At 54.7% G+C, this 22,936-nt stretch carries 20 protein-coding genes; 8 read left to right on the top strand and 12 right to left on the bottom strand.

The annotated features are described in order from the left end of the window. Window positions 1-12: 12 nt before the first annotated feature. The 4 genes from DWV16_RS06135 to mtnA all read left to right on the top strand — a co-directional run bounded on the left by DWV16_RS06135 (window position 13) and on the right by mtnA (window position 4,751). Window positions 13-1,401, top strand: a complete 1,389-nt coding sequence (locus tag DWV16_RS06135) for a DUF4340 domain-containing protein (protein WP_118478251.1) — start codon at window positions 13-15, stop codon at window positions 1,399-1,401. A 157-nt stretch (window positions 1,402-1,558) separates the two neighbouring features. Then, window positions 1,559-2,845 (top strand): amidohydrolase, encoded by a 1,287-nt coding sequence (locus tag DWV16_RS06140; RefSeq protein WP_118478253.1) that lies wholly within the window; start codon window positions 1,559-1,561, stop codon window positions 2,843-2,845. An 18-nt stretch (window positions 2,846-2,863) separates the two neighbouring features. Beyond that, window positions 2,864-3,694, top strand: a complete 831-nt coding sequence (locus DWV16_RS06145; protein WP_066460065.1) for a purine-nucleoside phosphorylase — start codon at window positions 2,864-2,866, stop codon at window positions 3,692-3,694. After that, window positions 3,687-4,751, top strand: a complete 1,065-nt coding sequence (mtnA, locus tag DWV16_RS06150; protein ID WP_066460064.1) for an S-methyl-5-thioribose-1-phosphate isomerase — start codon at window positions 3,687-3,689, stop codon at window positions 4,749-4,751. Before DWV16_RS06145 ends, mtnA begins: the two co-directional genes overlap by 8 nt. Before the next feature lie 43 nt (window positions 4,752-4,794). Here the strand turns inward: mtnA and DWV16_RS06155 are convergent, their stop codons facing one another. The 5 genes from DWV16_RS06155 to DWV16_RS18840 all read right to left on the bottom strand — a co-directional run bounded on the left by DWV16_RS06155 (window position 4,795) and on the right by DWV16_RS18840 (window position 8,274). Beyond that, a complete protein-coding gene (locus DWV16_RS06155) occupies window positions 4,795-5,556 on the bottom strand; it encodes an energy-coupling factor transporter transmembrane protein EcfT (RefSeq protein WP_066460063.1) in 762 nt (253 codons plus the stop codon). Then, window positions 5,556-6,356 (bottom strand): energy-coupling factor ABC transporter ATP-binding protein, encoded by an 801-nt coding sequence (locus DWV16_RS06160; RefSeq protein WP_118478255.1) that lies wholly within the window; start codon window positions 6,354-6,356, stop codon window positions 5,556-5,558. The genes DWV16_RS06155 and DWV16_RS06160 overlap by 1 nt, the downstream gene beginning before the upstream one ends. Next, window positions 6,343-7,194, bottom strand: coding sequence for an energy-coupling factor ABC transporter ATP-binding protein (locus DWV16_RS06165; protein ID WP_118478257.1), 852 nt, complete (start codon window positions 7,192-7,194; stop codon window positions 6,343-6,345). The genes DWV16_RS06160 and DWV16_RS06165 overlap by 14 nt, the downstream gene beginning before the upstream one ends. A gap of 40 nt (window positions 7,195-7,234) precedes the next feature. Beyond that, complete coding sequence (locus tag DWV16_RS06170; protein ID WP_118478259.1) at window positions 7,235-7,801, bottom strand: tryptophan transporter; 567 nt, start codon at window positions 7,799-7,801, stop codon at window positions 7,235-7,237. Between the two features lie 290 nt (window positions 7,802-8,091). Further along, a complete protein-coding gene (locus DWV16_RS18840; protein WP_147349437.1) occupies window positions 8,092-8,274 on the bottom strand; it encodes a hypothetical protein in 183 nt (60 codons plus the stop codon). A 125-nt stretch (window positions 8,275-8,399) separates the two neighbouring features. Between DWV16_RS18840 and DWV16_RS06175 the strand changes: the two genes are divergently transcribed. Beyond that, window positions 8,400-9,500: a DUF362 domain-containing protein gene (locus DWV16_RS06175; RefSeq protein WP_066460059.1), complete on the top strand. Its 1,101-nt coding sequence runs from the start codon at window positions 8,400-8,402 to the stop codon at window positions 9,498-9,500. 91 nt (window positions 9,501-9,591) lie between these two features. On the opposite strand, the gene DWV16_RS06180 is transcribed toward DWV16_RS06175, so the two are convergent. Both DWV16_RS06180 and DWV16_RS06185 read right to left on the bottom strand, forming a co-directional pair. Beyond that, window positions 9,592-12,729, bottom strand: coding sequence for a hypothetical protein (locus DWV16_RS06180; RefSeq protein ID WP_118478261.1), 3,138 nt, complete (start codon window positions 12,727-12,729; stop codon window positions 9,592-9,594). Window positions 12,730-12,753: 24 nt separating this feature from the next. After that, entirely contained in the window at window positions 12,754-14,859 is a 2,106-nt protein-coding gene (locus DWV16_RS06185; protein ID WP_066460057.1) for an RND family transporter, read from the bottom strand. A gap of 115 nt (window positions 14,860-14,974) precedes the next feature. On the opposite strand from DWV16_RS06185, the gene dhaS reads away from it, so the two are divergent. Then, window positions 14,975-15,553 carry a dihydroxyacetone kinase transcriptional activator DhaS gene (gene dhaS / locus DWV16_RS06190; protein ID WP_066460056.1) on the top strand — a complete coding sequence of 193 codons (579 nt, stop codon included), beginning with the start codon at window positions 14,975-14,977 and terminating at the stop codon, window positions 15,551-15,553. 3 nt (window positions 15,554-15,556) lie between these two features. On the opposite strand, the gene DWV16_RS06195 is transcribed toward dhaS, so the two are convergent. Further along, window positions 15,557-16,468, bottom strand: a complete 912-nt coding sequence (locus DWV16_RS06195) for a hypothetical protein (protein WP_118478263.1) — start codon at window positions 16,466-16,468, stop codon at window positions 15,557-15,559. A 286-nt stretch (window positions 16,469-16,754) separates the two neighbouring features. Between DWV16_RS06195 and DWV16_RS06200 the strand changes: the two genes are divergently transcribed. Together DWV16_RS06200 and DWV16_RS06205 are read left to right on the top strand one after the other, a co-directional pair. Beyond that, complete coding sequence (locus tag DWV16_RS06200) at window positions 16,755-17,870, top strand: hypothetical protein (protein WP_066460054.1); 1,116 nt, start codon at window positions 16,755-16,757, stop codon at window positions 17,868-17,870. A gap of 126 nt (window positions 17,871-17,996) precedes the next feature. Further along, entirely contained in the window at window positions 17,997-18,383 is a 387-nt protein-coding gene (locus DWV16_RS06205) for a hypothetical protein (RefSeq protein WP_066460053.1), read from the top strand. Window positions 18,384-18,417: 34 nt separating this feature from the next. Here the strand turns inward: DWV16_RS06205 and DWV16_RS06210 are convergent, their stop codons facing one another. The 4 genes from DWV16_RS06210 to DWV16_RS06225 form a co-directional block, all read right to left on the bottom strand. Beyond that, the gene (locus tag DWV16_RS06210) at window positions 18,418-19,854 is read right to left on the bottom strand and encodes an aldehyde dehydrogenase family protein (protein ID WP_118478265.1); all 1,437 of its coding nucleotides are present in this window, start codon (window positions 19,852-19,854) and stop codon (window positions 18,418-18,420) included. A gap of 102 nt (window positions 19,855-19,956) precedes the next feature. Then, the gene (locus tag DWV16_RS06215) at window positions 19,957-21,228 is read right to left on the bottom strand and encodes a TRAP transporter large permease (protein ID WP_066460052.1); all 1,272 of its coding nucleotides are present in this window, start codon (window positions 21,226-21,228) and stop codon (window positions 19,957-19,959) included. Between the two features lie 2 nt (window positions 21,229-21,230). Then, window positions 21,231-21,722, bottom strand: a complete 492-nt coding sequence (locus tag DWV16_RS06220; protein WP_066460051.1) for a TRAP transporter small permease — start codon at window positions 21,720-21,722, stop codon at window positions 21,231-21,233. Between the two features lie 68 nt (window positions 21,723-21,790). Next, window positions 21,791-22,858: a DctP family TRAP transporter solute-binding subunit gene (locus DWV16_RS06225; protein WP_118478267.1), complete on the bottom strand. Its 1,068-nt coding sequence runs from the start codon at window positions 22,856-22,858 to the stop codon at window positions 21,791-21,793. Window positions 22,859-22,936: the final 78 nt, after the last annotated feature.

Genomic DNA, 22,936 nt, shown 5'->3' on the forward strand with positions numbered 1-22,936 from the left:
CTGGTGACGCAAATGAAAAAACAGGTTACAATTTTGGTGATATGCCTGGTTGTTCTGGCCGGTCTGGGCGGTGCGCTCTTCTTTGCGCTCCAGCACGGCGATGAGGAAGCTGAGGCAGCTTCCAGCAACCCGCAGGTCACGTTGCTTGCGGCGCAGCCTGCGGATATTCAGTCGGTTACACTGCGCAATGCCAAAGGCCAGCTGGCCATCACTCGCAGCGGAGACACGATGCAGGTCGAGGGGCTCGATGGGATCACGCTTGCGCAGGCCCCGATCGACACGCTTCTCGGCCAGTGCGCCGCGATTACCGCAAAACAGGAAATCTCCGCTGAAACAGGGAATCTGGCGGATTTTGGGCTCGACCCGGCCGCGGCAGAGGCGAAGATTGTACTGGCCGATAAAACGGTGGTGCTTAAAGTCGGCGGCGACGCGCCCGCTGGCCTCGGCAAATATGCTGAGGTTGACGGTAAACTTTACCTCATGGAGCCGGACAGCCTGTCCGCCTTTGAAACCGGCGCGGCCGATCTTGTCTCGACAGTGGTCGTCCCGACGCTGACACAGGATATACAGATTGAATCGGTCACGCTGACCAACCCGGCAAACAGAGAATCGCCGCTTTCGTTTACCTACCAGCCCGCGCCGCTCATCTCCGCCCCGTCGGATACCTCCGGCAGCGGGGAAGCAGCGGAAAAACCGGAAGCCACCTGGCTGATGACCTCTCCGGCGGAGGAAGTCCTTCCAGCCGTAAATGTGGACTCCTGGGCAAAGGACGTATTTGGCCTTGCGGGGCAGGCAGTGGCGGCGATCCGTCCGGATGAAGGGCGGCTTTCCGGGTTTGGCCTCATCGAACCGCAGGCCGCGCTGGAGCTGAAAACCTCCGATGGAAAGACGACCCGGCTGATCGCTTCAAAAACGGCGGACGGCGCCTGCTATGCCATGGTGGAAGGCGGTGCGGTGGTTTACACGGTTTCCGAGTCGAGCATCCCATGGCTCACGATGACGGTCGAACTGGCCCGAAAGAGCATCTTCCCGCCGACTGAAACCGCGGCGGTCCGGCAGATGCAGATTCAGAGCGGAGAGACCTATACGGTGCTCAACGGGCACGGCGCTGTTTCGATCAACGGAAAAACGGCCGCCCCGGAAAAGGTTGGAGAACTGGTGCGGCAGGTGCTCATGCTGCCGCCGAAACTGCCGAAGGCAGAAATTGACCCGACGCTTGACCCCGCGGTGACCATCACAATCGCCTATGCCGACCAGTCGCGAGGTTCAGATCTGCTGGAACTTGTGCCGACCGGCAGCGGAGACCTTTATATGATTCTGAATGGCGAATGCAGTTACATCACAGAGGAAAGGCAGGCGACCGACCTGCTTGAAAAGTGTCAGGCGGCCCTGGCGGAATAAGCAAAAGCACGCGGACATGTCCGCGTGCTTTTTTTTCCATTCCATGCTATAATATGCGCATGGCAAACGGCGGGTGTAGTTTGCGTCCCGCTTTTTTGCAGGCGTTTCGTGCCTGCTGCTATGCTATTGCTGTGAGAAAAAAGGAGGTTCGGCATCGATGTTGTTTTGTAAGATCGATCTGCTTGATGAAAATATGTGTTATCAGAGGGACAGGTATGTCGGAATCCGGGATGGAAGGATCGCCTACATCGGAACAAAGCGTCCTCAGGAGAATTTTGGAGAATGCTATGATGGGAACCATAAACTGCTGATGCCGGGCTTTGTCAATGCGCACAGCCACTCCCCGATGACACTGCTGCGCGGTTACGCCGAAAACCTGGCGCTTGCCGACTGGCTGAACACCCGGGTGTTCCCGTTTGAATCAAAGCTCACCGATGAGGCGATCCACCATGGGGCGCTGCTCGCGGCGGCGGAAATGCTGCGGTTCGGCGTGACCTCGGCCACCGATATGTATTTCGGCGGACAGGCGATCTGCGAAGCGTTCTTGAAAGCCGGGCTCAAAATCAACCTGAGTATCGCCCCCACCTGCTCTGATCAAACCGATCTTTGGGATCTGCCCGAATACCGGGAGGCGCGCGAGATTTACGCGGAATATCACGGCGCGGGGGAGGGCAGGATCAAAATCGATATGAGTATCCATGCGGAATACACCTCCACTCCAAAGGTGGTCGGCCAGATGGCTGAAGCGGTAAAAGGCCTGGGCGCGCGGATGCATGTACATCTTTCAGAAACGAAGGCGGAACAGGAGGCCTGCAAAGAGCGGCACGGCAAGACCCCGGCGCGGTATTTTTACGACTTGGGACTGTTCGACGTTCCCGCCACGGCGGCCCACTGCGTCTGGATCGAAGGGGAAGATTTTGATATTCTGAAAGAAAAGGGTGTGACTGTCGCAAACTGTCCGGTCAGCAACCTCAAGCTTGCGAGCGGCTTCTGTCCGGTGCCGCGGCTGCTTGAAAAAGGGATCAATGTCGGCATCGGAACCGACGGGGCAGCCAGCAACAACAGCCTCAACATGCTCGAGGAGGTTAAACTCTTTGGAATTCTCTATAAAGGCGTGACCGGCGATCCAACCGTCGTCACGCCCGCGCAGGCTCTCTATGCCGCCACCCGCGGCGGCGCGTGCTCCCAGGGCAGGGAGGACTGCGGGCTTGTGAAGGAGGGCTTCAAAGCCGATCTCATCGTAGTTGACACCGATAGGCCTTATCTGCATCCGCGCCATGATCTGGCCTGCAATCTTGTGTATGCCGGGCAGGGGAGCGATGTGACGCTCACAATGGTCGACGGCAGGGTGCTCTATCGGGATGGGGAATATACGACGCTCGATTATGAAAAGGTGGTCCGTGACGCGGAGCAGTCCACGTCGGCAATCCTGGCGCAGCTTTAATAGGTGGAGGCGGTAAAAATGGACGAACGTTACAGCCAGGCGGCTGATTATCTGAAAAGCAAAATCCCATTCCAGCCGGAAGTCGGCATCATCCTTGGCTCCGGGCTTGGCGGACTTGCCGACCGGATCGAAGACCCGATCGCGGTGCCTTATCATGAGGTCCCGCATATGGCGGTTTCGACCGCGCCGGGCCACAAAGGCCGGTTTATTGCGGGAAGGATTGCGGGCGTTCCGGTTATCTGCATGCAGGGGCGGCTGCACTGCTACGAAGGCTATCCGATGCGTGATGTGGTGTTCCCGGTGCGGGCGATGCGGCTTTTGGGCGTGGAGACGCTGATTGTCACAAACGCCGCGGGCGGCATCAACCTCGATTTTACAGCCGGGGATCTGATGCTCATCACCGACCACATCAATTTTCTGGGTGAAAATCCGCTTGTCGGGCCGAATGAAGCGGGTTTCGGCCCGCGCTTCAACGATATGAGCTACACCTATACGAAACGTCTGCAGGAGCTTGCGCTGCAGGCGGCAAAGAAGACTGGAATCGACCTAAAACAGGGCGTTTACATCGCCTGCAAAGGTCCGAGCTACGAAACGCCCGCGGAAATCCGGGCGTTCCGCGCGCTGGGCGCGGACGCGGTTGGTATGTCGACCGTGCCGGAGGTGATCACGGCCGCTCACTGCGGGATGCGGGTGCTGGCGATTTCACTCATCTCGAACATGGCGGCGGGCGTGCTCGATCAGCCGCTGGACGAACAGGAAGTGATCGACGCGGGCGAGCGCAAAGCAAAAGACCTCCAGAAACTGGTGAGCGCGGTGATCGCCAGGCTGGGAGGCGCGGCGGATGTGTAAAAATATCATGGCCTATGAGGCCGTAGCGTTTGATGAAGGCAAGCAGGAGCTTGTGATCCTCGATCAGACCCGTCTGCCGGGGGAAACAGTGCTCTTGCATCTGCACGACGCGGGCGGCATCTGGGAAGCAATCAACCGGCTGCGGGTGCGCGGCGCGCCAGCGATCGGCGTGGCGGCGGCAATCGGAATCGCGGTGGTCGCCGCTCGGATTGAGGCGGACGATTTTACGGCGTTCTTCGCCGCCTTTCAAAAGCAGAAGGAATATCTTGCGTCGGCGCGGCCGACGGCGGTGAACCTTTTCTGGGCGCTTGACCGGATGGAGAGGGCAGCGCTTGCCTGCAAAGCGCTGCCCGTCGCGCAGGTGAAGGAACAGCTCCTTCTGGAAGCGAAACAGATCAAGGAGGAGGACGCCGCAGTTTGCCGTGGAATCGGAGAAAACGGGCTTTCCCTTCTGTGTGACGGGGACGGGATTCTCACCCACTGCAACGCGGGACAGCTTGCGACCGCAAAATATGGCACGGCGCTCGCGCCAATCCATCTCGGCGCCCAGCGTGGGATGCGCTTTCACGTCTATGCCGACGAAACCCGCCCGCTTTTACAGGGCGCGCGGCTCACAGCCTACGAGCTCACCAGCGCGGGGATCGAAACCACCCTCATCTGTGACAATATGGCCGCTTCGATGATGCAAAGCGGCCGGATCGACGCGGTGCTGGTCGGCTGTGACCGTATGGCGGCCAACGGCGACGCGGCCAACAAGATCGGCACGCTCGGCGTGGCGATCCTGGCAAAGCACTTTGGAATCCCGTTTTATGTCTGTCTGCCGGCTTCAACGGTCGATTTAAACTGCCCGGACGGCGGCACGATCGAGATCGAGCAGCGCCGCCCGGAGGAAATTACCGATCTCTGGTACCGGGAACGCATGGCGCCCCGGGATGTGGACGTCTGGAATCCCGCTTTCGATGTGACGCCGCACGAACTGATCACGGCGATTGTCACAGAACGCGGCGTGCTGCGTGCGCCATTTGAACCGGCACTGCAAAAACTGTGCACAAGATAAGAAAAAAGGCCATCCGTTTTTATCGGATGGCCTTTTTTCGCGTTCATAGAAGGATAGCCGCCGCGGCAATCGCGAAAGACAGAAGAAACACCGCGTAGTCGCGGGCGGCGAACCGGTAGACCTTATAGCCCTGCCCGCGCCTGCGCAGATTGAAACCGCGCAGCTCGGCGGAGATCGCGCCGCCGTCGATCCGCTTGACCGAGGAGATGAGCAACGGTACGCAGAGCGGCAGCAGCAGACGAATTTTTTTGAAGAAATTTTTTGTGTCGAATTCTACGCCGCGCGCGGTTTGCGCCTCCATGATTCCGGACATCTCGCTCGAAAAAATCGGGATGAACCGGATCGCGGTGGTGAGCGCAAAGGCATATTTGTACGGCACGCCGGCCTTTTCCACCAGTACGTTTGCAAGGTCGCTCATCCGGGTGATCGAAAGCATCAGGGCGAGCGGCATGGTGGCGGCGATGAGCCGCAGGACAAACAATAGTGAAAAGGAAAACCCCTTGTCGGTGATAAAAAGCCCGAACGGCAGACTCAGAAGGATATTGCCGTCACGCACAAAGAAAATCTGCAAAAGAAAGAAGAAGGCGGAGAGCTTTATAAGCGCGCGCAGCATCCGCAAAGCGCGGCTGAAGATACCGGCACAGGCCGCCATGCAGAGGTTCAGGAGGATAATCCCCACGACAAAGAGATGGCGATTGGAAAGAAAACAGGCCATACAGAGCAGTAGCGAAAGAAAGAGCTTGGTCAGGGGATTGAGCCTGTGCAGAAGACTGCCGCCCGGCACATAGTCGAGAAATCCGCCCATCAGCGCCCGCTCCTTTCCACAATGCGGTCCGTCATCGCGTCAACTGTGTAAGCGCCTTCGTAACCCGGCCCAAGCCGCAGCGCCAGCGCCATGATCTGCGGCGGGAGCAGATGGGCCTTTGCGAGCAGCGCGCGGTCGGTCATGACCGTTTCCATAGGCCCGTCGGCCAGCAGCCGACCGCCGCTTACGACGAGCACCCGCTTTGCAAAGTCCTGAACAATCTCCATGTCGTGAGTTACCATAAGGATGGTGGCGCCCTGTTCATTGAGCTGCCGAATGATCCCCATGATCTGCATACATTCCTGATAGTCAAGCCCAGTAGTAGGCTCGTCAAGGATAAGAATTTCCGGCCCGCAGGCCAGCAGTGAAGCGAGTGCTATGCGTTGGCGTTCGCCGCGGCTCATGCCGAACGGGTCGCGGCTGCCGTCAAAACCAAACAGAGAAAGCGTCCGTTCGCAGCGCTCCTGCCGTTCGGCGGGGTCGTCCACCGCGTATTCGAGCCCAAAGAGGATCTCTTCCCGGATGGTGTTCTGGCAGATCTGCCGGTCCGGGTTCTGGAACAGGAAGCCAACAAAACGGGAAAGCTGGCTGGTCTTGGCGGTTCTGGAGTCCCTCCCCCTGACCAACACCCGCCCAGAGGTGGGTTTTAAAAGCCCGTTGCAGAGCTTGCTGATGGTGGACTTGCCTGCGCCGTTCGCGCCGATGAGAGCGGTGAAATCGCCTTTGCGGATGTGGAAATCGAGGTGGCTGACGGTGACCGCTTCCGCGTACTGGAAGCTCACGTCCTCAAACCGCAGCATGCGAAACCACCTCCCGTACCATCTTTTCCGCTTCGTCCAGGTTGACCGGCAGCGCGCCGTCGCAGAGCCCGCGCTCCCGCAGCCGGTTTGCCAGGGTTGCGACGCGCGGGATGTTGATGCCAAGCGCTTCGAGCGCGGCGGCATTTTGCAGAACCGCTCGCACCTGACCGTCAAAGGCGATCCCGCCGCCGTCCATGACGAGCAGGCGATCGGCGTATTCGCAGAGCAGCATAATCTTCTGCTCGACGACAATGACCGTCATGCCGTAGTCACGGTTGAGGCTGCGCAGCATCTCAAAAATCTGTACGCTGCTCTGCGGGTCGAGCTCGCCGGTCGGCTCGTCGAGCAGGAGGATCTTCGGCCGCAGCGCCACGATCGAAGCGATCGCGACCTTTTGTTTCTGGCCGCCGGAAAGCGATCGGATGGCGCGGTGGCGCAGGTCAGCGATGCCTACCGTTTCGAGCGCGCCGGAAAGGCGCTCTTCGATTTCTTCGCGCGGAAAACCGAAATTTTCAAGTCCGAAGAGAAGTTCATCTTCCACAATTGACGCGACCATCTGCCCGTCAATATCCTGAAAGACGCTGCCGGCCAGCTTCGAGAGGTTCTCCGGCCGCACCTCCACGGTGTCCATCCCGCCGACTTGCACGCTGCCGTAGAAGTCGCCGGCGTAGTGGTGGGGGATGATCCCGTTGATCGCGTAGGTGAGGGTGGATTTGCCTGCGCCGCTTATGCCGATGGTCCCAATGAAGTCGCCTTCTTTAACGGTGAGGTTCACATCCCGCAGCGCATAGCCTTTGCCGTCTTGATATTGGAAGCTCAGGTTTTCTATTGTAATCATGTCCGTTCGTCCCTTTCGTGGATTTTTGAAGCGCTGTCATTTACTTTTTGAGCGCCAGTTTGAGCGGCAGATACAGCACCTGGACAATAACCGCATTGATGAGCGCGGTGCCGAAGATGATGGCGAGGAATGCTGCCAGCGGGGTGGGGGTGATGTCCGCGCCGGTATAATAGGCGAGATACATGATGCCGATGAAGCAAAAACCGCTGACCAGGGTGGAGAGGAAGGTGCAGACGACCGGCGCGAAGGAAACCTTGCCTGCCCGCATTGGAATTCGGATGAGCAGGCACATCGCAACCGCGCCGACCAGTTCGCTCGCGAAGTTGATGTATGGCTGGCCGGGGAAGAACTGGCAGATTGCGCCCGAAAGCAGGCCGATTATGGCGGCTTCCCGGACGCGGGGCCGGATGAGCAGGATGACGAGGCAATACATTGCGATGATGAAGTTCGGTTTCATGCCGAAGTTGATGACCGACCCGACAAAGAATTTTAGAACGGCGCCCGCCGCGAGCAGGATACCGATGAGCAGGACATCGGATACGCCGAGCCCCTGTTTTTCCTGGGCGGCTACGGTCCTTTTTGCTGCGATAGTTGTTGTTTTCTCCATGGTGATACATCCTTTCCGCGCGTTTCAAAATTTTTTTGTTTTCGTTCGCCGGCCGCGCCACCGGCATTTTGCGGGGGAGGGGATTTCGATGCAAAACACAGGTTTTGCATTTGCCCGCTGCAAATGCGGCGGTGAAATTCCCGGTTGGCTGGAAAGCGATGTTTCCCGGACAAATAAAAAAGTCCGTCCTTAAAAATAAGGACAGACTCTAATCTGCGGTACCACCTTAATTGACCCACCGCTGACGCGGTGAACCCACTTTCACAAAAATGCCAACACATTTTCTGCCGTTAACGCCGGCCTTCGTCGCAGATACTCGGCGCAAAAACGCCTTTCACCTTGCCCTCAGTGGTCCATTTGCCAAGCCGCATTTCCGCAGGACTCTCACCATCCGCCTGCTCTCTGTGGGCGCGCATCATTGGTTTGATCTCCACATCAAAGGTTTCGCTTATTTGTTTTGCACATAATAGCACAGGGACTTTTCCTTGTCAAGACTTTCCTGTGATAATATACAGAAAAATTTCTCTGCGATTCGCTATTGTGTGCGGGGAAAAACATCTGTATAATGATAATAACTGCTGTTTAGGAGGACAAAAAAATGGCATCAAAAGTATTCTTTACCAACCTGCGCACCACCGAGGACGAGAATCTGCTGCAAAAGCTGCGCCGCCTGATTGTGACGGCGGGTGCAGGCCAGATCGACTTTAAAAACAAATATACCGCGATTAAAATCCATTTTGGGGAGCCGGGAAACCTGGCCTATCTGCGTGCGAATTATGCGAAAGTCGTCGCGGATTATGTGAAGGAACAGGGCGGCCGGGTTTTCCTGACCGACTGCAATACGCTTTATGTCGGGCGGCGCAAAAACGCGCTCGATCATCTCGACGCTGCCTATGAGAATGGCTTCAGCCCGTTTTCCACCGGCTGCCATGTTCTGATTGCGGACGGGCTCAAGGGGACGGATGAAGTGCTCGTGCCGATTGACGGCGAATATATCAGGGAAGCCAAAATCGGGCGTGCGGTGATGGATGCGGATATCTTCATCTCGCTGACCCATTTCAAAGGGCATGAATCCACCGGAATTGGCGGAACGCTCAAAAATATCGGGATGGGCTGTGGTTCCCGCGCGGGCAAAATGGAAATGCACAGCGCCGGAAAGCCCTTTGTGGAGCAGGATCGCTGCGTCGGCTGCGGCGCCTGTCAGCGCAACTGCGCGCACGAAGCGATCACAATGGAAAGCCGTAAAGCCCTGATCGATCATAACAGATGCGTGGGCTGCGGCCGCTGCATCGGCGTCTGCCCAATGGATGCCGTCCACGCCGCAGAGGATGAAGCCAACGATATCCTCGACTGCAAAATCGCGGAATACACGCTTGCCGTTGTCAAGGGCCGTCCGCAGTTCCATATCAGCCTGGTGGTGGATGTTTCTCCCTACTGTGACTGCCATTCTGAAAACGACCTGCCGATTGTCCCGGATGTCGGAATGTTTGCATCGTATGACCCGGTTGCGCTGGACATGGCCTGCGCCGACGCGGTGAACCGTCAGCCGGTCATGCCGGGCAGCCGCCTCGACGAACAGCCGAAGGGTCACGGCGACCATTTCTGTAATAACCATCCCGTTACCAATTGGAAGATGTGCATCGACCATGCGGTAAAGCTGGGAGTGGGCAGCGCGGATTATGAACTGATCGAAATATGATTGAGACGAAAAACCCGGAATGGGCCTCCGCGCTGCAGCGGAGGCCCATTCCGGGTTTTGGAGAAATATCTGGAGAAAAGAGGACGGCTGTTTATTTACCGATGAGGCTCTTGCACCAGGTTATAAAGCCTTTCTTTTCCGGCTCAGCCGCGACCGTTTCCACAACCGGTTCGGGAGCTTTGATCTCATCGGTTTTCATGACGAATTTGACTTCGGTTTCCAGATCGTCCGGCGCGTCGGTGAAAATCCGGTATTGTTCGGAAAGCTGCACAAAGAGCTCCTTGCGTTCAAACAGCTCGTCGACGTCGTCCATCTTGCCAATCGCGTTGCCGACCGCGTCCTTGGCCTGGAGATTATCCAGATTTGCAATGATTTTGCGGGAAATTTCGACGTTCTGATCCTGCATCGCCCACCGCAGCGATTCGCTGACATTGCGGTATTCTTCCAGGTCATTTTTCATTTTGAGCAATGTTTCGGTCGTTTCCGGAGAGGCGTGCAGAGATTTGTTCATATCCTTTTGATTGAGATCGCGCCGCAGGGCTTTGAGGATCGGACGCGCGTCGCGCAAATCTTCGCGCAGATCGTCATAGTCCTCCACGAGATCGAGCAGGTCCTCGTCGTCGAGCTTCTCAAGCAGCAGGGTGAGGGTGATCATATTGTCCTCATTTTCTGCGATGTGGCGGCGCAGGGTGTTGATGAGGTCGACGATGTACTCCTCCTGTTCGGCTTCCGGAACGTTTTTCAGCAGCGGCGCAAAGGCATCTTTGGTCAGTTCCCGCAGGGCGTTGACCTGCGGGAGCATCTCCCGCGAAAAGGCCATTGCCGCTTGGAGCTCGTCTTCGGTGAGCCCTTCCGTCTGCATGGCTTTTTTGAGCGCGCCGAGGTCGGTGCGCAGGCCCATCAAAAGCTGCATCTGTGGATCGCTCGACTGTTCGAGTACCTTGCACAGCGCGTCGAATTCCTCGGGGGACAACCCTTCCAACACTTCAATAATCCGTTCGCGCGGGGTCTGTCCGGCGCCCAGCGCACGCGCGCTGCGCAGAGATTTTTTCGTACCGGCCTCCGGTTCGCGGTCATCATTTTTTTCTGCTGCGGATTCGTCTGGGGTGCTGTTTTTTTCGTCGTCCAAAACGGGCTCCTCGGCCTGGCTGGCACCGTCGGATTCGCCGGGGATGGGTTTCTCAGAACCGCCTGCCGGATCGGAAATGTCTTCCGTGGTGGGGTCGCTTTCGGAAGGGCCTTCATCTTCGGTGGCGCTGAATTCAGTATTTTCGATGTACCCGGCCAGTACGCGCGAGCGGACAACGCCGTTTTGGGTAGATACAGTGATGACGGCGGGCTCGCTGCTGTCGGCTGAATCACTGGCGGAATCACCGGAGGTTACATCCGAACCTGGATCGCCAGAGCTGTTTTCCTGAGCGTCCGAGCCGCCTTCCTCGGCTCCCGAAACTTCCGGATCGGCGGAACCGTCGGATTCGCCGCCGTTTTCAGAAGAACCGTTTTCAGAATCGACAGGTTCTGTGGATTCGCTTTCCTTGTCAGACTCGTCGGAAGGCGTTTTGTCCGGCTGTTCCTCTGAATGCTTCCCGCCGCCGGGAGAAACGGGATTTTTTACCGGACGCTCCTCCTCTTCAAGCAGTTCCAGTGTGGTGGGCGCTATGTAGCCGTAGGCCATATCCATCCCAAGCAGCACTTTATCGCTGTCCGGAAGAATGGTGGAAAGCGCGTAAAGCAGCTCCTGATTGGTGATCTTCCCGGTGCCGGGCAGCTGGCCTTTGAGCACCGAAACGATCAGTTTCTGGAATGCTTCGTCATTGAGTTTTTCGATATCCGGCAGCAGAGCCATGAGCGGATCGCTGCAGTTTAAAAGCTTTTGCAGGGAAGCCGCGCCTTTTTGCGCACCCTCGCCGTCCATGGCGTTTAAGAGCGCCACGCCTTCGGTAATCAGCCGGTCGACCTTGCGCCGGTCGAGCTTTTTGAGGGTGTCGTAATCGTCAAGAAGTTCCTGTAGGCGGGCGGTGGAGAGGTCGTCGGCCAGGTCTATGATCTCATCGACCGTCTCGTCGTCGAGCAGGGTGTCGAGACTGTTTTCCCGCAGGTCGTGATTGATGCGGTCGTAAATTTTGATGTTTTCTTCGGTGACATATTTCGGAAGGATATCGAGGATATCCTTGTTGAGGTCATAGAACGCGAAAATATCGTCCACGAGGACCTGCGCGCCGACTGTGCGCTCCGGATTGGTGATGAGCGAGCGCAGGTCCCGTACCGGATCGACCCGTTCGAGGTCGTTTTGCATATCCTGCAAGTCGTATAGGTCCTGCTCCATATCGTCAAGTTCCTGGCTTTTTTTGAGGTCGTCCAGGTCGGGCAGCTCGGTGGTTGCCGCGATGCCGATGGGCCCCATCTCAAATTCGGTCACGTCGGCGGTAAGGGTGAATTCCTCGGGAAAATCGAGGTCATTGATTTCGGAAAGGCTGTAGCCGCCGATGTTGAGGCTTTTGGCAAGGCCAGGCATCGAGACGAACGCGACCGCCTGGCTGTTGCCGTCGCTCACGAGATTGCCGTCGCTCAGCTCGATGTTGTCGAAATGATCGTTCGAGAGGCTCATACCCGCGATCACCATGAGCGGTGTGGACATGGTGGAAGACTTACCCGCGACAGTGACCTTGTGGCTGGTGGTGTTTTCAAACCGGATGGTCATTTCGAGCTTGCCGGATTTCCCGGCGATCTTTTCCGGGGACATTTTTTTCCCGTCGAGCTTGTAGGCGATGTCAACCTTGAGCGGCAGCTTTTTGTCGGTGGTCCCCTGGTAATAAAGGTCGTTGCCGCCCAGCTTCCAGACAAGGTTTTCGCCGTCCTGTGTAGGCGTTTCGTCGCCTTTGATGTTTCGGACATTTTTGAGGTTGGTGCGGTCGGTAAGCTGTGCGCCCGTCTCGTCGCTGTGCAGCCAGTCGGAGACGATCGTATCGTACGGCGTACCATCTGCTTTGAGATTGACAAAAACCGTTTCGGTTTTTTTGCCCTTATAGGCCGGAGCGGCGGATGCGGAAAAATCCTCGCCGGCATTTGGCGCGCTGCCGGCCAATTCAGCTGCCGGGACGGTTTCGGGCGCTGCCGGAACCGCCGGAGAGACAGCTCCCAAATCGGAGGCGGTGACGGCAATCGAGGCCGCGAGGACGACCGCGAGCGTGCCGCCGCTGGCGCGCAGGATGCGTTTATCGAGTTTCATAGATATTCCTCCAGTGAATGTATGTTAACCTTTCTGATTTGCAGATTCCTTGGGGGCTGGCTTTTTCCAGTTGCGCGAGGTCTTGCTGAAGAGCTTTTCGCAGGCAAGCAGGACCGAGGGCAGGATAAAGATTGCCACCAGCGCGCTGATGATCGCGCCGCGCGCCAGCATGGTGCAGATGCTTTTGATAATCTCGATTTTTGAGATCATCGAAACGCCCACGTTCGCGCAGAAGAATACGAGCGCCGAGGTGATGATCGATTTGTCCGAGGCGTTCGACGCAATCTTGATCGCTTCGACCCGTTCATGTCCATTTTGCAGTTCCTCGCGAAAGCGCGTGGTCATCAGGATGGCGTAGTCGACCGTTGCGCCCAGTTGGATGCAGCCGATGACGATCGGGGAGATGAACGGGATAACCGTCCCGGTGAGCGCCGGGATGCCCTGGTTGATGAAGATCGCCAGTTCGATGGCGGCGACCAGCACGACCGGGATGGTGAGCGACTTAAAACAGATACCGACGATCAGCAGGATCGCGGCGATCGATAAGAGGTTGGTCACCTGAATGTCGACTGTGGTCAGTTCGCTCAGATCCTTGGTCATCGCGCCTTCTCCGGTGATGAGGCCGTTGGGGTCGTAACGCTTGACAATTTCTGTGATCGTATCGATCTGGGCGTTTTCTTCGTCGCGCGCGGCCTTGTACTTCGAGTTGACCATCAGCATCTGCTTGCCGTCCTTTTTGCAGATATCCTTGATGTCATCCGGGATGAAGCTGTCCGGAATGCCCGGGCCAACGAATTTGTTGTAGCCGAGCAGCGTCTCGACGCCGTCCACTTTTTCGATCTCCTTCTCCATGTTTGAGAGCTGATAGGCGGGAAGATTGTCATCCACGATGATGAAATGGGTGGTTGCCATGTCAAACTCGTCGCGCATCTTGTCGGTGGCCACGGTGGACGGCAGATCCGCCGGGAGCGAACGGTCGATGTTGAAATAGATTTCGGTTTTGCTCTGCATGATGAAGGCCGGGATGAAGAGCACGAGAAAAATGGTGGTGAAGGTCTTTTTGTGGTCGATGATCCAATCGTTGAGACGGGTAAAATTCGGGATGAGGGAGCGGTGCTTCCAGCGGTGGATCAGCCCGTCAAACTGAAGCACCAGCGACGGCAGCACGACCAGCACCACAAGGATACCGATGACGATGCCCTTGGCCATGACGATGCCGAGATCTGGACCGAGCCCCAGCCGCATCGCGCACAGCGCGAGGAAGCCGGCGATGGTGGTCATTGAAGAACCGGAGAGCGAAACGAAGGCGCTTTCAATCGCGCTGGCCATCGCGTCGCGCTTGTCGGCAAATTTGGGCTTTTCCTCATCATACCGGTCGACCAGGAAGATCGAATAGTCCATTGAGACACCGAGCTGCAAAATGGCGGCGATGGCCTTGGTGATGTAGGATACCTGTCCCAGGAACATATTGGTCCCAAAGTTGTAGGCGACCGCAAAGCCGATGCCGAGGATAAAGACAAACGGCAGCACTACCGATTCCATCGTGAAGCTCATTGCGATGATGGAAAAGATGACCGCAAGCACAGTGTAGAGCGGCATCTCCTGTTCAACGAGATCCTTTGTATCCTTGAGGAAGATCGAAACGCCCGCGAGAAAGCATCGTTCATCGCAAAGTGCGCGCACCTCGTCAATGGCGGCGAGCGTTTCGGTAGAGGCGCCGGGGTGTTCAAACTGCACCATGATCATGGTGGAATCCTCCACGTTTTTTGAGTAGAAGATATTTTTGATGTCATCCGGCAGAATTTCTTTCGGGATGCTGATGTCAAGCAGCTGGCTGATCCACAAGGCGTCTTTGACGTTTGGAATTTCAGCGATGTCGTCCCGCAGTTTTTCCACGTCCTTTTCAGGCATCCCTTCGATGACGAGCATCGCGGTGGCAGCGTTGTGGAAGGTGTCCTCCAGGATGACCTGTCCTTTCGAGGAGTCGAGATAATCGGGCAGATAGGACAGGATATCATAATTGACGCGGGTATTGATGATCCCGTAAAGACTGGGGATCAGCATCAGCACAGCCAGCGTCACAATGGTGGCCGGGCTGCGCGTCAGCATCCGCGCGAGTTTTTTCAGCAACAGGTATTCCCCCTCGATGTGTTTGTTTCGGCTTTCATAAAAATGTCATTGAAAATCAGCGCCGGATACGCTATGATTGGAGTAGGATTTTAAACGGAAAAGGAGGGATGCTTGGATGACGGATATCCCGCTGACCAAGCGGGTGCTGGCCGAATCGATCAAAGACCTGATGCAGAGCACGCCGCTTTCAAAGATTTCGGTGGGGGATATTACCGCCCACTGCGGGGTCAACCGCAACACCTTTTATTATCACTTCAAGGATAAATATGATCTGGTCAACTGGATTTATTATACGGAAACCTTTGAACAGATGAGCTCGTTTTCTGACCGCGCCCATTGGGAGGAGGGGCTTTGCAACCTCTGCCTGTATATGCAGCGCAACCGGAAATTTTACATCAACGCGCTGAGCGTGATGGGCCAGAATTCCTTTTCGGAATATCTGATCGATTTTTATGACAATCTCCTGATCACCTGCATCCACGAATTGACCGAGGGGCAGCAGGTGGATGAGCAGGACGTGCGCTTTGTCGCACGGTTTTATACCTATGCGTTTGTCGGCATCATCGAAGAGTGGGCCCACCGCGGCATGCAGGAGGACCCGATTCCCTATGTAAACCGGGTCAAGGAGATCATCGACGGCAGTATGGTGCGCGAGCTGCAGGAGCGCCGCGGGGAAAGCGGCCCGCTGATCTGAACTTCACTGGCAGAGCCGCACCATCCCCTCGGTGGAAAGCCCCTGGCGCGGCGTGAGCTGTAAATATCCGCATCCGCCGTTCATCAGCATACCGAGCGCTTTTATGTCCCGCTGCCAGTCGATGAGCAACAGCGGGCTTTTTTCTTTTTGGAAAAAACGCTCCGGCACAGGGGGTGGAGTATCTCCGGTGTAGGCGGCAAACAAGCTGCCGTGCGCGATCGCTTCGGCGCGTGCGGCTTCCCGCATAAAAGCGGGAAGTTCGTTCTCCGCGTAGCCGAACAGCAGTTTTTTGTCGTGCAGCCGGTCGGATGCCGCGAGCAGACCGCCGCCGGAAAGCAGGACGGCGATGACGTTCGGTGCCTGGGAGAACTGTTCCGCCACGGCTTCGGTGATAAGCGCGCCGTCAGCTTCCAGCAGAAAAGTGGATTCGGGAAACTGCGCCGCGAGCGCACACAGGCCGCTGATCGCCTGCGCGCTGTCCGGGCAGAAACGGTAGATATAGATCCCAAGATTCCGGCAGTTTTGCAGCACCGGCACGAGCGAAGCGCTGCCGCATGGCCCTTCGAAACTGATGAGCCACGGCAGGGCCGCATGATATTTGCGGGAGGACTGGGTGAGTTGCGCGGAGCCGTAGGTGAAGCAGGTGTAGCCGAGGTTCACGCCAAGCAGGCGGACAATCTTTTCGTCCACTTCGCGGATCACCCGCAGCAGCATCGCATTATAGGGACTTTTGGGGTTGCGTACATTTTTGCGCACCATCTCGCAGAACTCCTTCTGCCGGGTGCTGGCCGCAAGGGCGGCTCCCAAGTCCACAAGGTTTCGGATCCCGCGGTAGGTGTCCTTTTTCATGTTCGGAATTGCCCGGTCAATCGCGGAACCGACCGCCAGCCGCATCATCTGGTGACGGAATTCCATATGAACCCCTCCTAAACTTCCTTCTGTAGCCCAGTATAGCGGCCGGGGTTCCAATTTGGTATGGACAGTTTTTTGATCTGTACAAATTTTGGGCAAAAATAAAAATTGCCCAAAAATCGGGCCTGTTTTTCGGCAGAATATACCCTGCAAAAGTTTCACAAAATCTTTACAATTATTCTGCAAAATACTGCCTTATCTGTTTGATTTATGTGCACAACTGGTGTATGATGGTTATACAGAGAAGCTGAGATAATGCTTGGAATTTTGAAAAAGAAGGGTGATAACAATGAAAACTTTCGGCAAGAGAGCGCTTTCGCTGTGCCTGTCCCTGGTACTGGTGCTGGGACTGTGCGTGGTTGCCAGCGCTGCAACAACCGCTGCCAGCCCGGTATATGGGCTGACCGTGCAGAATAAAAACCTGCTCTTTACCCAGAACGGCCAGACGGTAGGCACCTTCACCGCGCGCGACACCAAATTGACACTGACCACCGACAAGGACAAAGATTTCCTCGTTTGCTATTATGACGCTAACAACAAGTACCGTGCGGTCAGCCTTGGCAAGCAGACCTCCCTGGTCATTGGAGGAAAGATGGACGCACTGACCGTCAACAAGGCCCTCAATGACAAGATCACCATCACTACCGCCTCCAATTCGGAGATTGGCACCTTTAAGGTTGCCTCCCCGAATACGGTGCGTATCCAGGGAAAAGTTGGTACGCTGACCGTGACCGACGCCGCCAAGATCACCTTGGCCAGCAGCGCAAAGGTCACCAGCAAATCGCTTGTAAAAACCGCCAAGCTGACAACGGAAAAAGGCGCGCAGTCCGGAACGGCGAAACCGGCCGTCACCACGAAGCCCAGCACGGGCGCCATCAAGGTGAAGGCGGACCCGATCGAAGCGGATGATGGCGACAAGCTGCGCGATCTGCTTGAAGATCTCAACGACAATGTTTATGCGTATGACAGCAAGACCGACGACGAGATCAGCGGGACCTGCGAATGGGTCTCCTCCGGCAGCCGCGAGGTCACCAAGGACGGCACCTTCAGCTTCACCTTTATCCCGGATGACAGGGATTACGATCCGGTCAAAGGCAGCGTGAAGATTTATGTCGATGGCGCTTTCGGTGAGATCGACCTGGTTTATGACGGCGGACATTCGGTCAAGGTTGCTTCAGGAACCAAAATGAAGGAACTCAAAGATTGGCTGAAGGATAATGTCTATGCCGAGGATGACAATGGTGACGAGGTCAAGGGTAGTATTAAATGGAGCTACGGTTCGAGCGACAAGATTGAAAGAAACAGAACCTATAAGTTTACCTTCAAACCGTCCAGCAGCAAATACGACGACGAGGACGGAGAGATCGACGTGATCATCGACGATAAGAATCCCGATATCGGATAATTCAAATCATAGCTGCAAAACCGCCCTTCCAGGTTCCTGGAAGGGCGGTTTTATGTTATACTATGGGAAGCGGGGATAGGGAACAGTTTGATATTGAAATAGCGGGAGATTGGCGGTGAAACACGGATGTGTGAACAATTTTTTCAGGTAGAAAAGCAGGGCATTGTGCTTTCTGCGCGTGTGATCCCAATGGGAGAAGATCTGTGTGTTGCGGTTTGGGGCGGCGACCGGCCGCATATTGGCTGCGCGGCGGTGGGGGTCCCCCGTGAAAGCCTTTGCGGGGGTGGCGGAAAAAGCGCCACGATTTCCACCCTTAATCTGACTGGTCATAAGGACGATGCGGTCGCGAACCTGGTAGCGGACCGGCTGGCGTCGGCGCGCGGCCGGCCCGCAGCGGTTGTTTGCGGCGTGCATATCGATGGGATAACGCGGGAACAGATTGCCTGCGTCTGCGAATTGGCAAAGGCGCTTGCGGAGCAGATCCTGCAAGGAATGGCCGAATTACACCATTAATTTCACAATTTCCGTAAAACCCGATCCACCTAAGTCACTCCAGCGAAAATGCGGAATAATCCGAGAACAGCTTATCATCTAATCCTGCAAACACTTCGGAGCGGTCCGGCGCGATGTTTTGCGGCATCAAACGATAGACCCAGGTGGTATTATAATAATGCTTAAAGGTATTATTCTCGGAATAGGCATTGCCGCCCCAGCTGCCGCAGCCAAGGGAGAAGGTCCAGGGCATTTTATTATTATAGGCGCCCGCATTGTTTAAACCTGTACAGGCATTGACGGCAACGCGGGAAGTGTGCGTCTTGCTCGCAAAGCGGAGGATATGTTCTTCATCGGCGCTGTGGATCGAACAGGAGTGTCCTGCTCCGGAGATTGAATGAATATTGTTGACGAGTTCAATTCCAGAATCCAGATCTTTTACTTTCCAGACGGCAATCACAGGAGAAAGCTTTTCTTCTGTCATGGGATACGCTTCACCCCAGTGCGTTTCCTCTGCCATGAGGAAGGTACAGGCATCGGGAACTTGAAATCCCGCTGCCTTCGCAATATGCTGTGGCGTATGAATAATACAGTCTACATTCAGCTTGCCGTTTTTCCAAAGGACGTTGATGAGTTTTTCCTTTTCTTCCGCATTGCAGAGATAACCGCCCTCCTTTTTCAACGCGTCAATCATTTTGTCATAAACAGCCGCATGAATCACCACCGAGTTTTCGGTAGAGCAGCCAGATCCCCAGTCGTTCATTTCCGCATCGCGAATACCACGCGCCGTATTTTCCAAATCGGCAGAGTCATCCACGTAAGAAATCGAGTTTCCAGCGCCCACGCCAAAGGCGGGAGTGCCAGAAGAGTACGCCGCTTTTACCATCGCGGCCCCACCGGTCGCAATGACAAAATCAGCCTTTTTCATCAGGATATCGGTCATGCGCAGGGAAGGATTTTCGACACACTGCAGCAAATCTTTCGGATATCCCATGCGGTCCAGCAGTTCTCGAAGATCATTTACCACAAAGTTGGTGACTTTTTTCGTCCTGGGATGCGGGGAAAAGATCATTGCGTTTTTGGCCATTAAACCAAAAATTGTTTGGCAGGCGACCAGGCCTGTGGGCACTGTCATGGGGACCAGCGAAGCGATGACTCCCAAGGGTTTTGCAATTTTGACCAGATATCCATCGGGGTCTTCTTCGATGACCCCCACTGTTTTCACACCGTCAACCTGGGCTGCCAGACCCAGGGGACGGGAAACAAGCTGCGCAATTTTGCTTTCCAAACGTCCGCTTCCACCGTTTTCTGCGAACAATGCGTTCGACCAGACGTCAGCTCTATCGTATGAAAGACGCGCTACCGCTTTTGCGATCCGGCGCACATCCTCCTGCGTCAACTTTTCGATCGCATCCATTGCCGCTTTTCCCTTTGCCACCATTTCGGCAATTTGTGCGTTCATCTGTTCTTCGGTTAATTTTTGATGCTCCATGAAAATCCTTCTTTCTGTGTTCCTGTTTAAAAATACATTCAGGCCGATTGCCTATATAGGGAACTGTAAAAATCAATAATTTATGAGACGCGCGTTTTTGTGTTATGTTCCAAATATCAAACCCGGCAGATAGGTACAAGTGCCCGGGACAAAGGTAACAATCAGCAATGAGACGAGAAGCGCAATAAAATAGGGCATAATTGCAGATGTAATCTCTTTGAATTTTAAATTCGTGATGCCTTGCAGGACATAAAGAACCAGGCCGACAGGCGGCGTAATCAATCCGATCATCAGATTCAGTACAAAAATAATACCGAAATGAACGGGATCGATGCCGAACGATGTCATAATAGGCAGCAGAACCGGTACAAGGATTAAAGTTGCCGCCCCGGATTCCATAAAGCATCCTACAAGAAGCAGGAAAATGTTTACAACAATTAGCGCAACAGTGCGGGAATGGATAAACTCTGTGAACCAAGTTAGAATTAACTGAGGAATCTGTTCATTTGCCATAATCCATCCAAAAGCCTGGGCTGCGCATAAAATAGCCATAATAGGAACCGCGGAATTAACGCTTTCCGTCAAGGTATTCTTAAAATCAGAGATGGTCATTTGACGGTAAACAAATGCCAGAAACAGGGAGTAGAGAATTGCGAGCACAGCCGCTTCTGTTGGCGTTACAACGCCGGCAATCATGCCCGCCAGAATAATAACCGGTGTCAACAAGGAGAGAAACGACCGTCCCAAAGAAGAAAATAGTGCGCGGAAGCCCATCCATTTTTCGCGCGGATATTTATGGATAAAACATTCGATTAAGACCATAATACCCAGACAAACCGACATCACAACTCCTGGAATCGCCCCTGCGACAAACAGTTTTCCAATAGACTGGCTGGATGCCACGCCATATAAAACGCAGGGGATGCTTGGCGGAATGATTGGTCCGATGATGGCGGAACTTCCTGTAATCGCCGTTGCAAACTTTTTATCATAGCCCGCATCGGTCATTGCCTTAATTTCAATTTTGCCAAGACCGGCGGCGTCCGCAACCGCAGAACCGGACATCCCCGCGAAGATGACGCTTGCCAGGATATTGGCATGCCCCAGTCCACCCGGTACCCAGCCGACTGCGTGGTTGGCAAATCCAAAAATACGATCGGTTACACCGCCGCTGTTCATGATATTGCTCGCCAGAATAAAAAATGGGATCGCTAGCAAGACGAAAGAGTTTGCGCCCGCAACCATGCGCTGTGCCATCAACATGAAAGGCAGCTCATTTACGATCATATAGATGGCGGAACAGAAAACCATAGAGAAGGCAACGGAACCTCCAAAAAGCAAAACAACCATAAAAATCAGGAAAAAGAATCCCATATTCACAGCGTCGAATCCTCCTTTTTCCGGAATGTGTCAAACAAGAACAGTTCGATGATGTGCAGGACAACTAAAACAGAACCAACAGTGACCATACCGTAAATATAGGAGTAGGGCATATTCAGTGCGGTGGAGCGAATTTTATGCTGCGCAATTGCCATTTGCAATGAATATGGGATCAAATAAAGGAAAAACAGCAGGGATAACCCCCTCATAACAGTGGTAAACCTTCTTTTCCATTTTTCACTCATCAGATCAATAAACAACTCCACCTTGACATGCCCTTTGGTCGCGACGCAATGTCCCATTTCCAACATAATCAACCAAACAAAGAGAAATCGAGACGCTTCTTCCGTCCAGATCAAAGGCCTGTGCATGATATACCGGAAAAAAACCTGTATAACAACTACAAAAATCATTGCGAACAGGAGAGCCCGCCCAAGCCACTCCTCAACGCGAAAAAGGCCGTGATAGAATTTTTTTATCTGATTCATTCCGATCTCCTTAAAACCATTTCAGATAAAGGGTGCCTGAAGGAAATCTGCAGACACCCTTATCAAGTTTATTCTTTTGGAGTTGCAATCGCACTCTCGTACAAGCCTTCATTCCAATTTGACGAGAATTCATCAATAACACTCTTTGCATTTGCTTTGAATGCTTCAACATCCGGGTGAAGGACTTTCATTCCATATCCTTCCAGCTCTGAAATCTGGGATTTCTCGGCTTCTTCAATTAATTGGCTGCCTTTTGCAACCGCATGATCCACGGCCGTCTGCACAATCGCTTTGATGTCGTCGGGAAGCGACTGCCACTTTTCTTCGTTGATAACAAACGCAACTGGAGCCAGCACATGTCCGGTCAGGACCAGTTCATTTTGGACTTCGTAGAATTTCGCGGACAGAATATTTGCAAGCGGGTTCTCCTGCGCGTCAACAATTTTCTGGGACAGGGCGAGATACAGTTCGCTGTATGCCAGAGGGGTGGGATCGGCGCCCAGTGCGCGTCCGGTTGCCAGGGAAATCGGGGCGTCAATAACGCGCAGTTTCATCCCTTTTAAGTCTGCGGGAGTCTTTACGTCAATGTCATTGCAGGTGAGATGCCTGCTGCCGAAATAATAGGTCCCCAGAACGCGAATCTTTGTCGTTGACGCCATATCGTCCCACATGGGGTCCAACCCATCGCCATTTGCAAAATTCAACATCTGTTCCGGTGTGTCAAAGACATACGGCGCGTCAAAAATTTGCAGGGAAGGATAGTAAGTAGATAAAGCGCTATGGCCGGGAGCGACAACCATATCGTTAATTCCGTTTGCGACCATATCCACCATCTCTTTTTCATTGCCAAGCTGTTCAGAGAAATATGCAGTTGCTTTAATTCGGCCTCCGCCTTGTTCGTTTAATTCATCCACGAGTCCTTGGTATGCCTCTGCAACGATGTGGGTTGCCGGCTGGTTGGTGCCAAAATTAAAAACATAGACTTCATCGTTTTCGCTGCCCGCAGCTTCTGCGCTTTTCGCACTAGACACAGTCCCGGAGCTTGCAGGAGCACTGGGGGAAGCGGTATTTCCGCCACAGGCGGCCAAAGATAACAGGATAGCGACAGAGATCGAGAGTGCAACTAAATTTTTCATTTTCACTTCTCCTTTGGTTTCATTTAAGGCAATACCGCACTAAAATTTTGTGCAGTGAGATCCAGAGTGTGGTGACTA

It is taken from the genome of Anaerotruncus sp. AF02-27, from assembly GCF_003465835.1.
GTDB lineage: Bacteria > Bacillota > Clostridia > Oscillospirales > Ruminococcaceae > Anaerotruncus > Anaerotruncus rubiinfantis.

Coding starts and splice junctions, on each gene's coding strand:
- DWV16_RS06145 (WP_066460065.1), top strand. CDS start 2,864: ATGGACGAACGTTACAGCCAGGCGGCTGATTATCTGAAAAGCAAAATC.
- DWV16_RS06220 (WP_066460051.1), bottom strand. CDS start 21,722: ATGAATCAGATAAAAAAATTCTATCACGGCCTTTTTCGCGTTGAGGAG.
- DWV16_RS06180 (WP_118478261.1), bottom strand. CDS start 12,729: ATGAAACTCGATAAACGCATCCTGCGCGCCAGCGGCGGCACGCTCGCG.
- DWV16_RS06200 (WP_066460054.1), top strand. CDS start 16,755: ATGAAAACTTTCGGCAAGAGAGCGCTTTCGCTGTGCCTGTCCCTGGTA.
- dhaS (WP_066460056.1), top strand. CDS start 14,975: ATGACGGATATCCCGCTGACCAAGCGGGTGCTGGCCGAATCGATCAAA.
- DWV16_RS06195 (WP_118478263.1), bottom strand. CDS start 16,468: ATGGAATTCCGTCACCAGATGATGCGGCTGGCGGTCGGTTCCGCGATT.
- DWV16_RS06170 (WP_118478259.1), bottom strand. CDS start 7,801: ATGGAGAAAACAACAACTATCGCAGCAAAAAGGACCGTAGCCGCCCAG.
- DWV16_RS06155 (WP_066460063.1), bottom strand. CDS start 5,556: ATGGGCGGATTTCTCGACTATGTGCCGGGCGGCAGTCTTCTGCACAGG.
- DWV16_RS06140 (WP_118478253.1), top strand. CDS start 1,559: ATGTTGTTTTGTAAGATCGATCTGCTTGATGAAAATATGTGTTATCAG.
- DWV16_RS06205 (WP_066460053.1), top strand. CDS start 17,997: ATGTGTGAACAATTTTTTCAGGTAGAAAAGCAGGGCATTGTGCTTTCT.
- DWV16_RS06165 (WP_118478257.1), bottom strand. CDS start 7,194: ATGATTACAATAGAAAACCTGAGCTTCCAATATCAAGACGGCAAAGGC.
- DWV16_RS06135 (WP_118478251.1), top strand. CDS start 13: ATGAAAAAACAGGTTACAATTTTGGTGATATGCCTGGTTGTTCTGGCC.
- DWV16_RS06160 (WP_118478255.1), bottom strand. CDS start 6,356: ATGCTGCGGTTTGAGGACGTGAGCTTCCAGTACGCGGAAGCGGTCACC.
- DWV16_RS06210 (WP_118478265.1), bottom strand. CDS start 19,854: ATGGAGCATCAAAAATTAACCGAAGAACAGATGAACGCACAAATTGCC.
- DWV16_RS06175 (WP_066460059.1), top strand. CDS start 8,400: ATGGCATCAAAAGTATTCTTTACCAACCTGCGCACCACCGAGGACGAG.
- mtnA (WP_066460064.1), top strand. CDS start 3,687: ATGTGTAAAAATATCATGGCCTATGAGGCCGTAGCGTTTGATGAAGGC.
- DWV16_RS06225 (WP_118478267.1), bottom strand. CDS start 22,858: ATGAAAAATTTAGTTGCACTCTCGATCTCTGTCGCTATCCTGTTATCT.
- DWV16_RS06215 (WP_066460052.1), bottom strand. CDS start 21,228: ATGGGATTCTTTTTCCTGATTTTTATGGTTGTTTTGCTTTTTGGAGGT.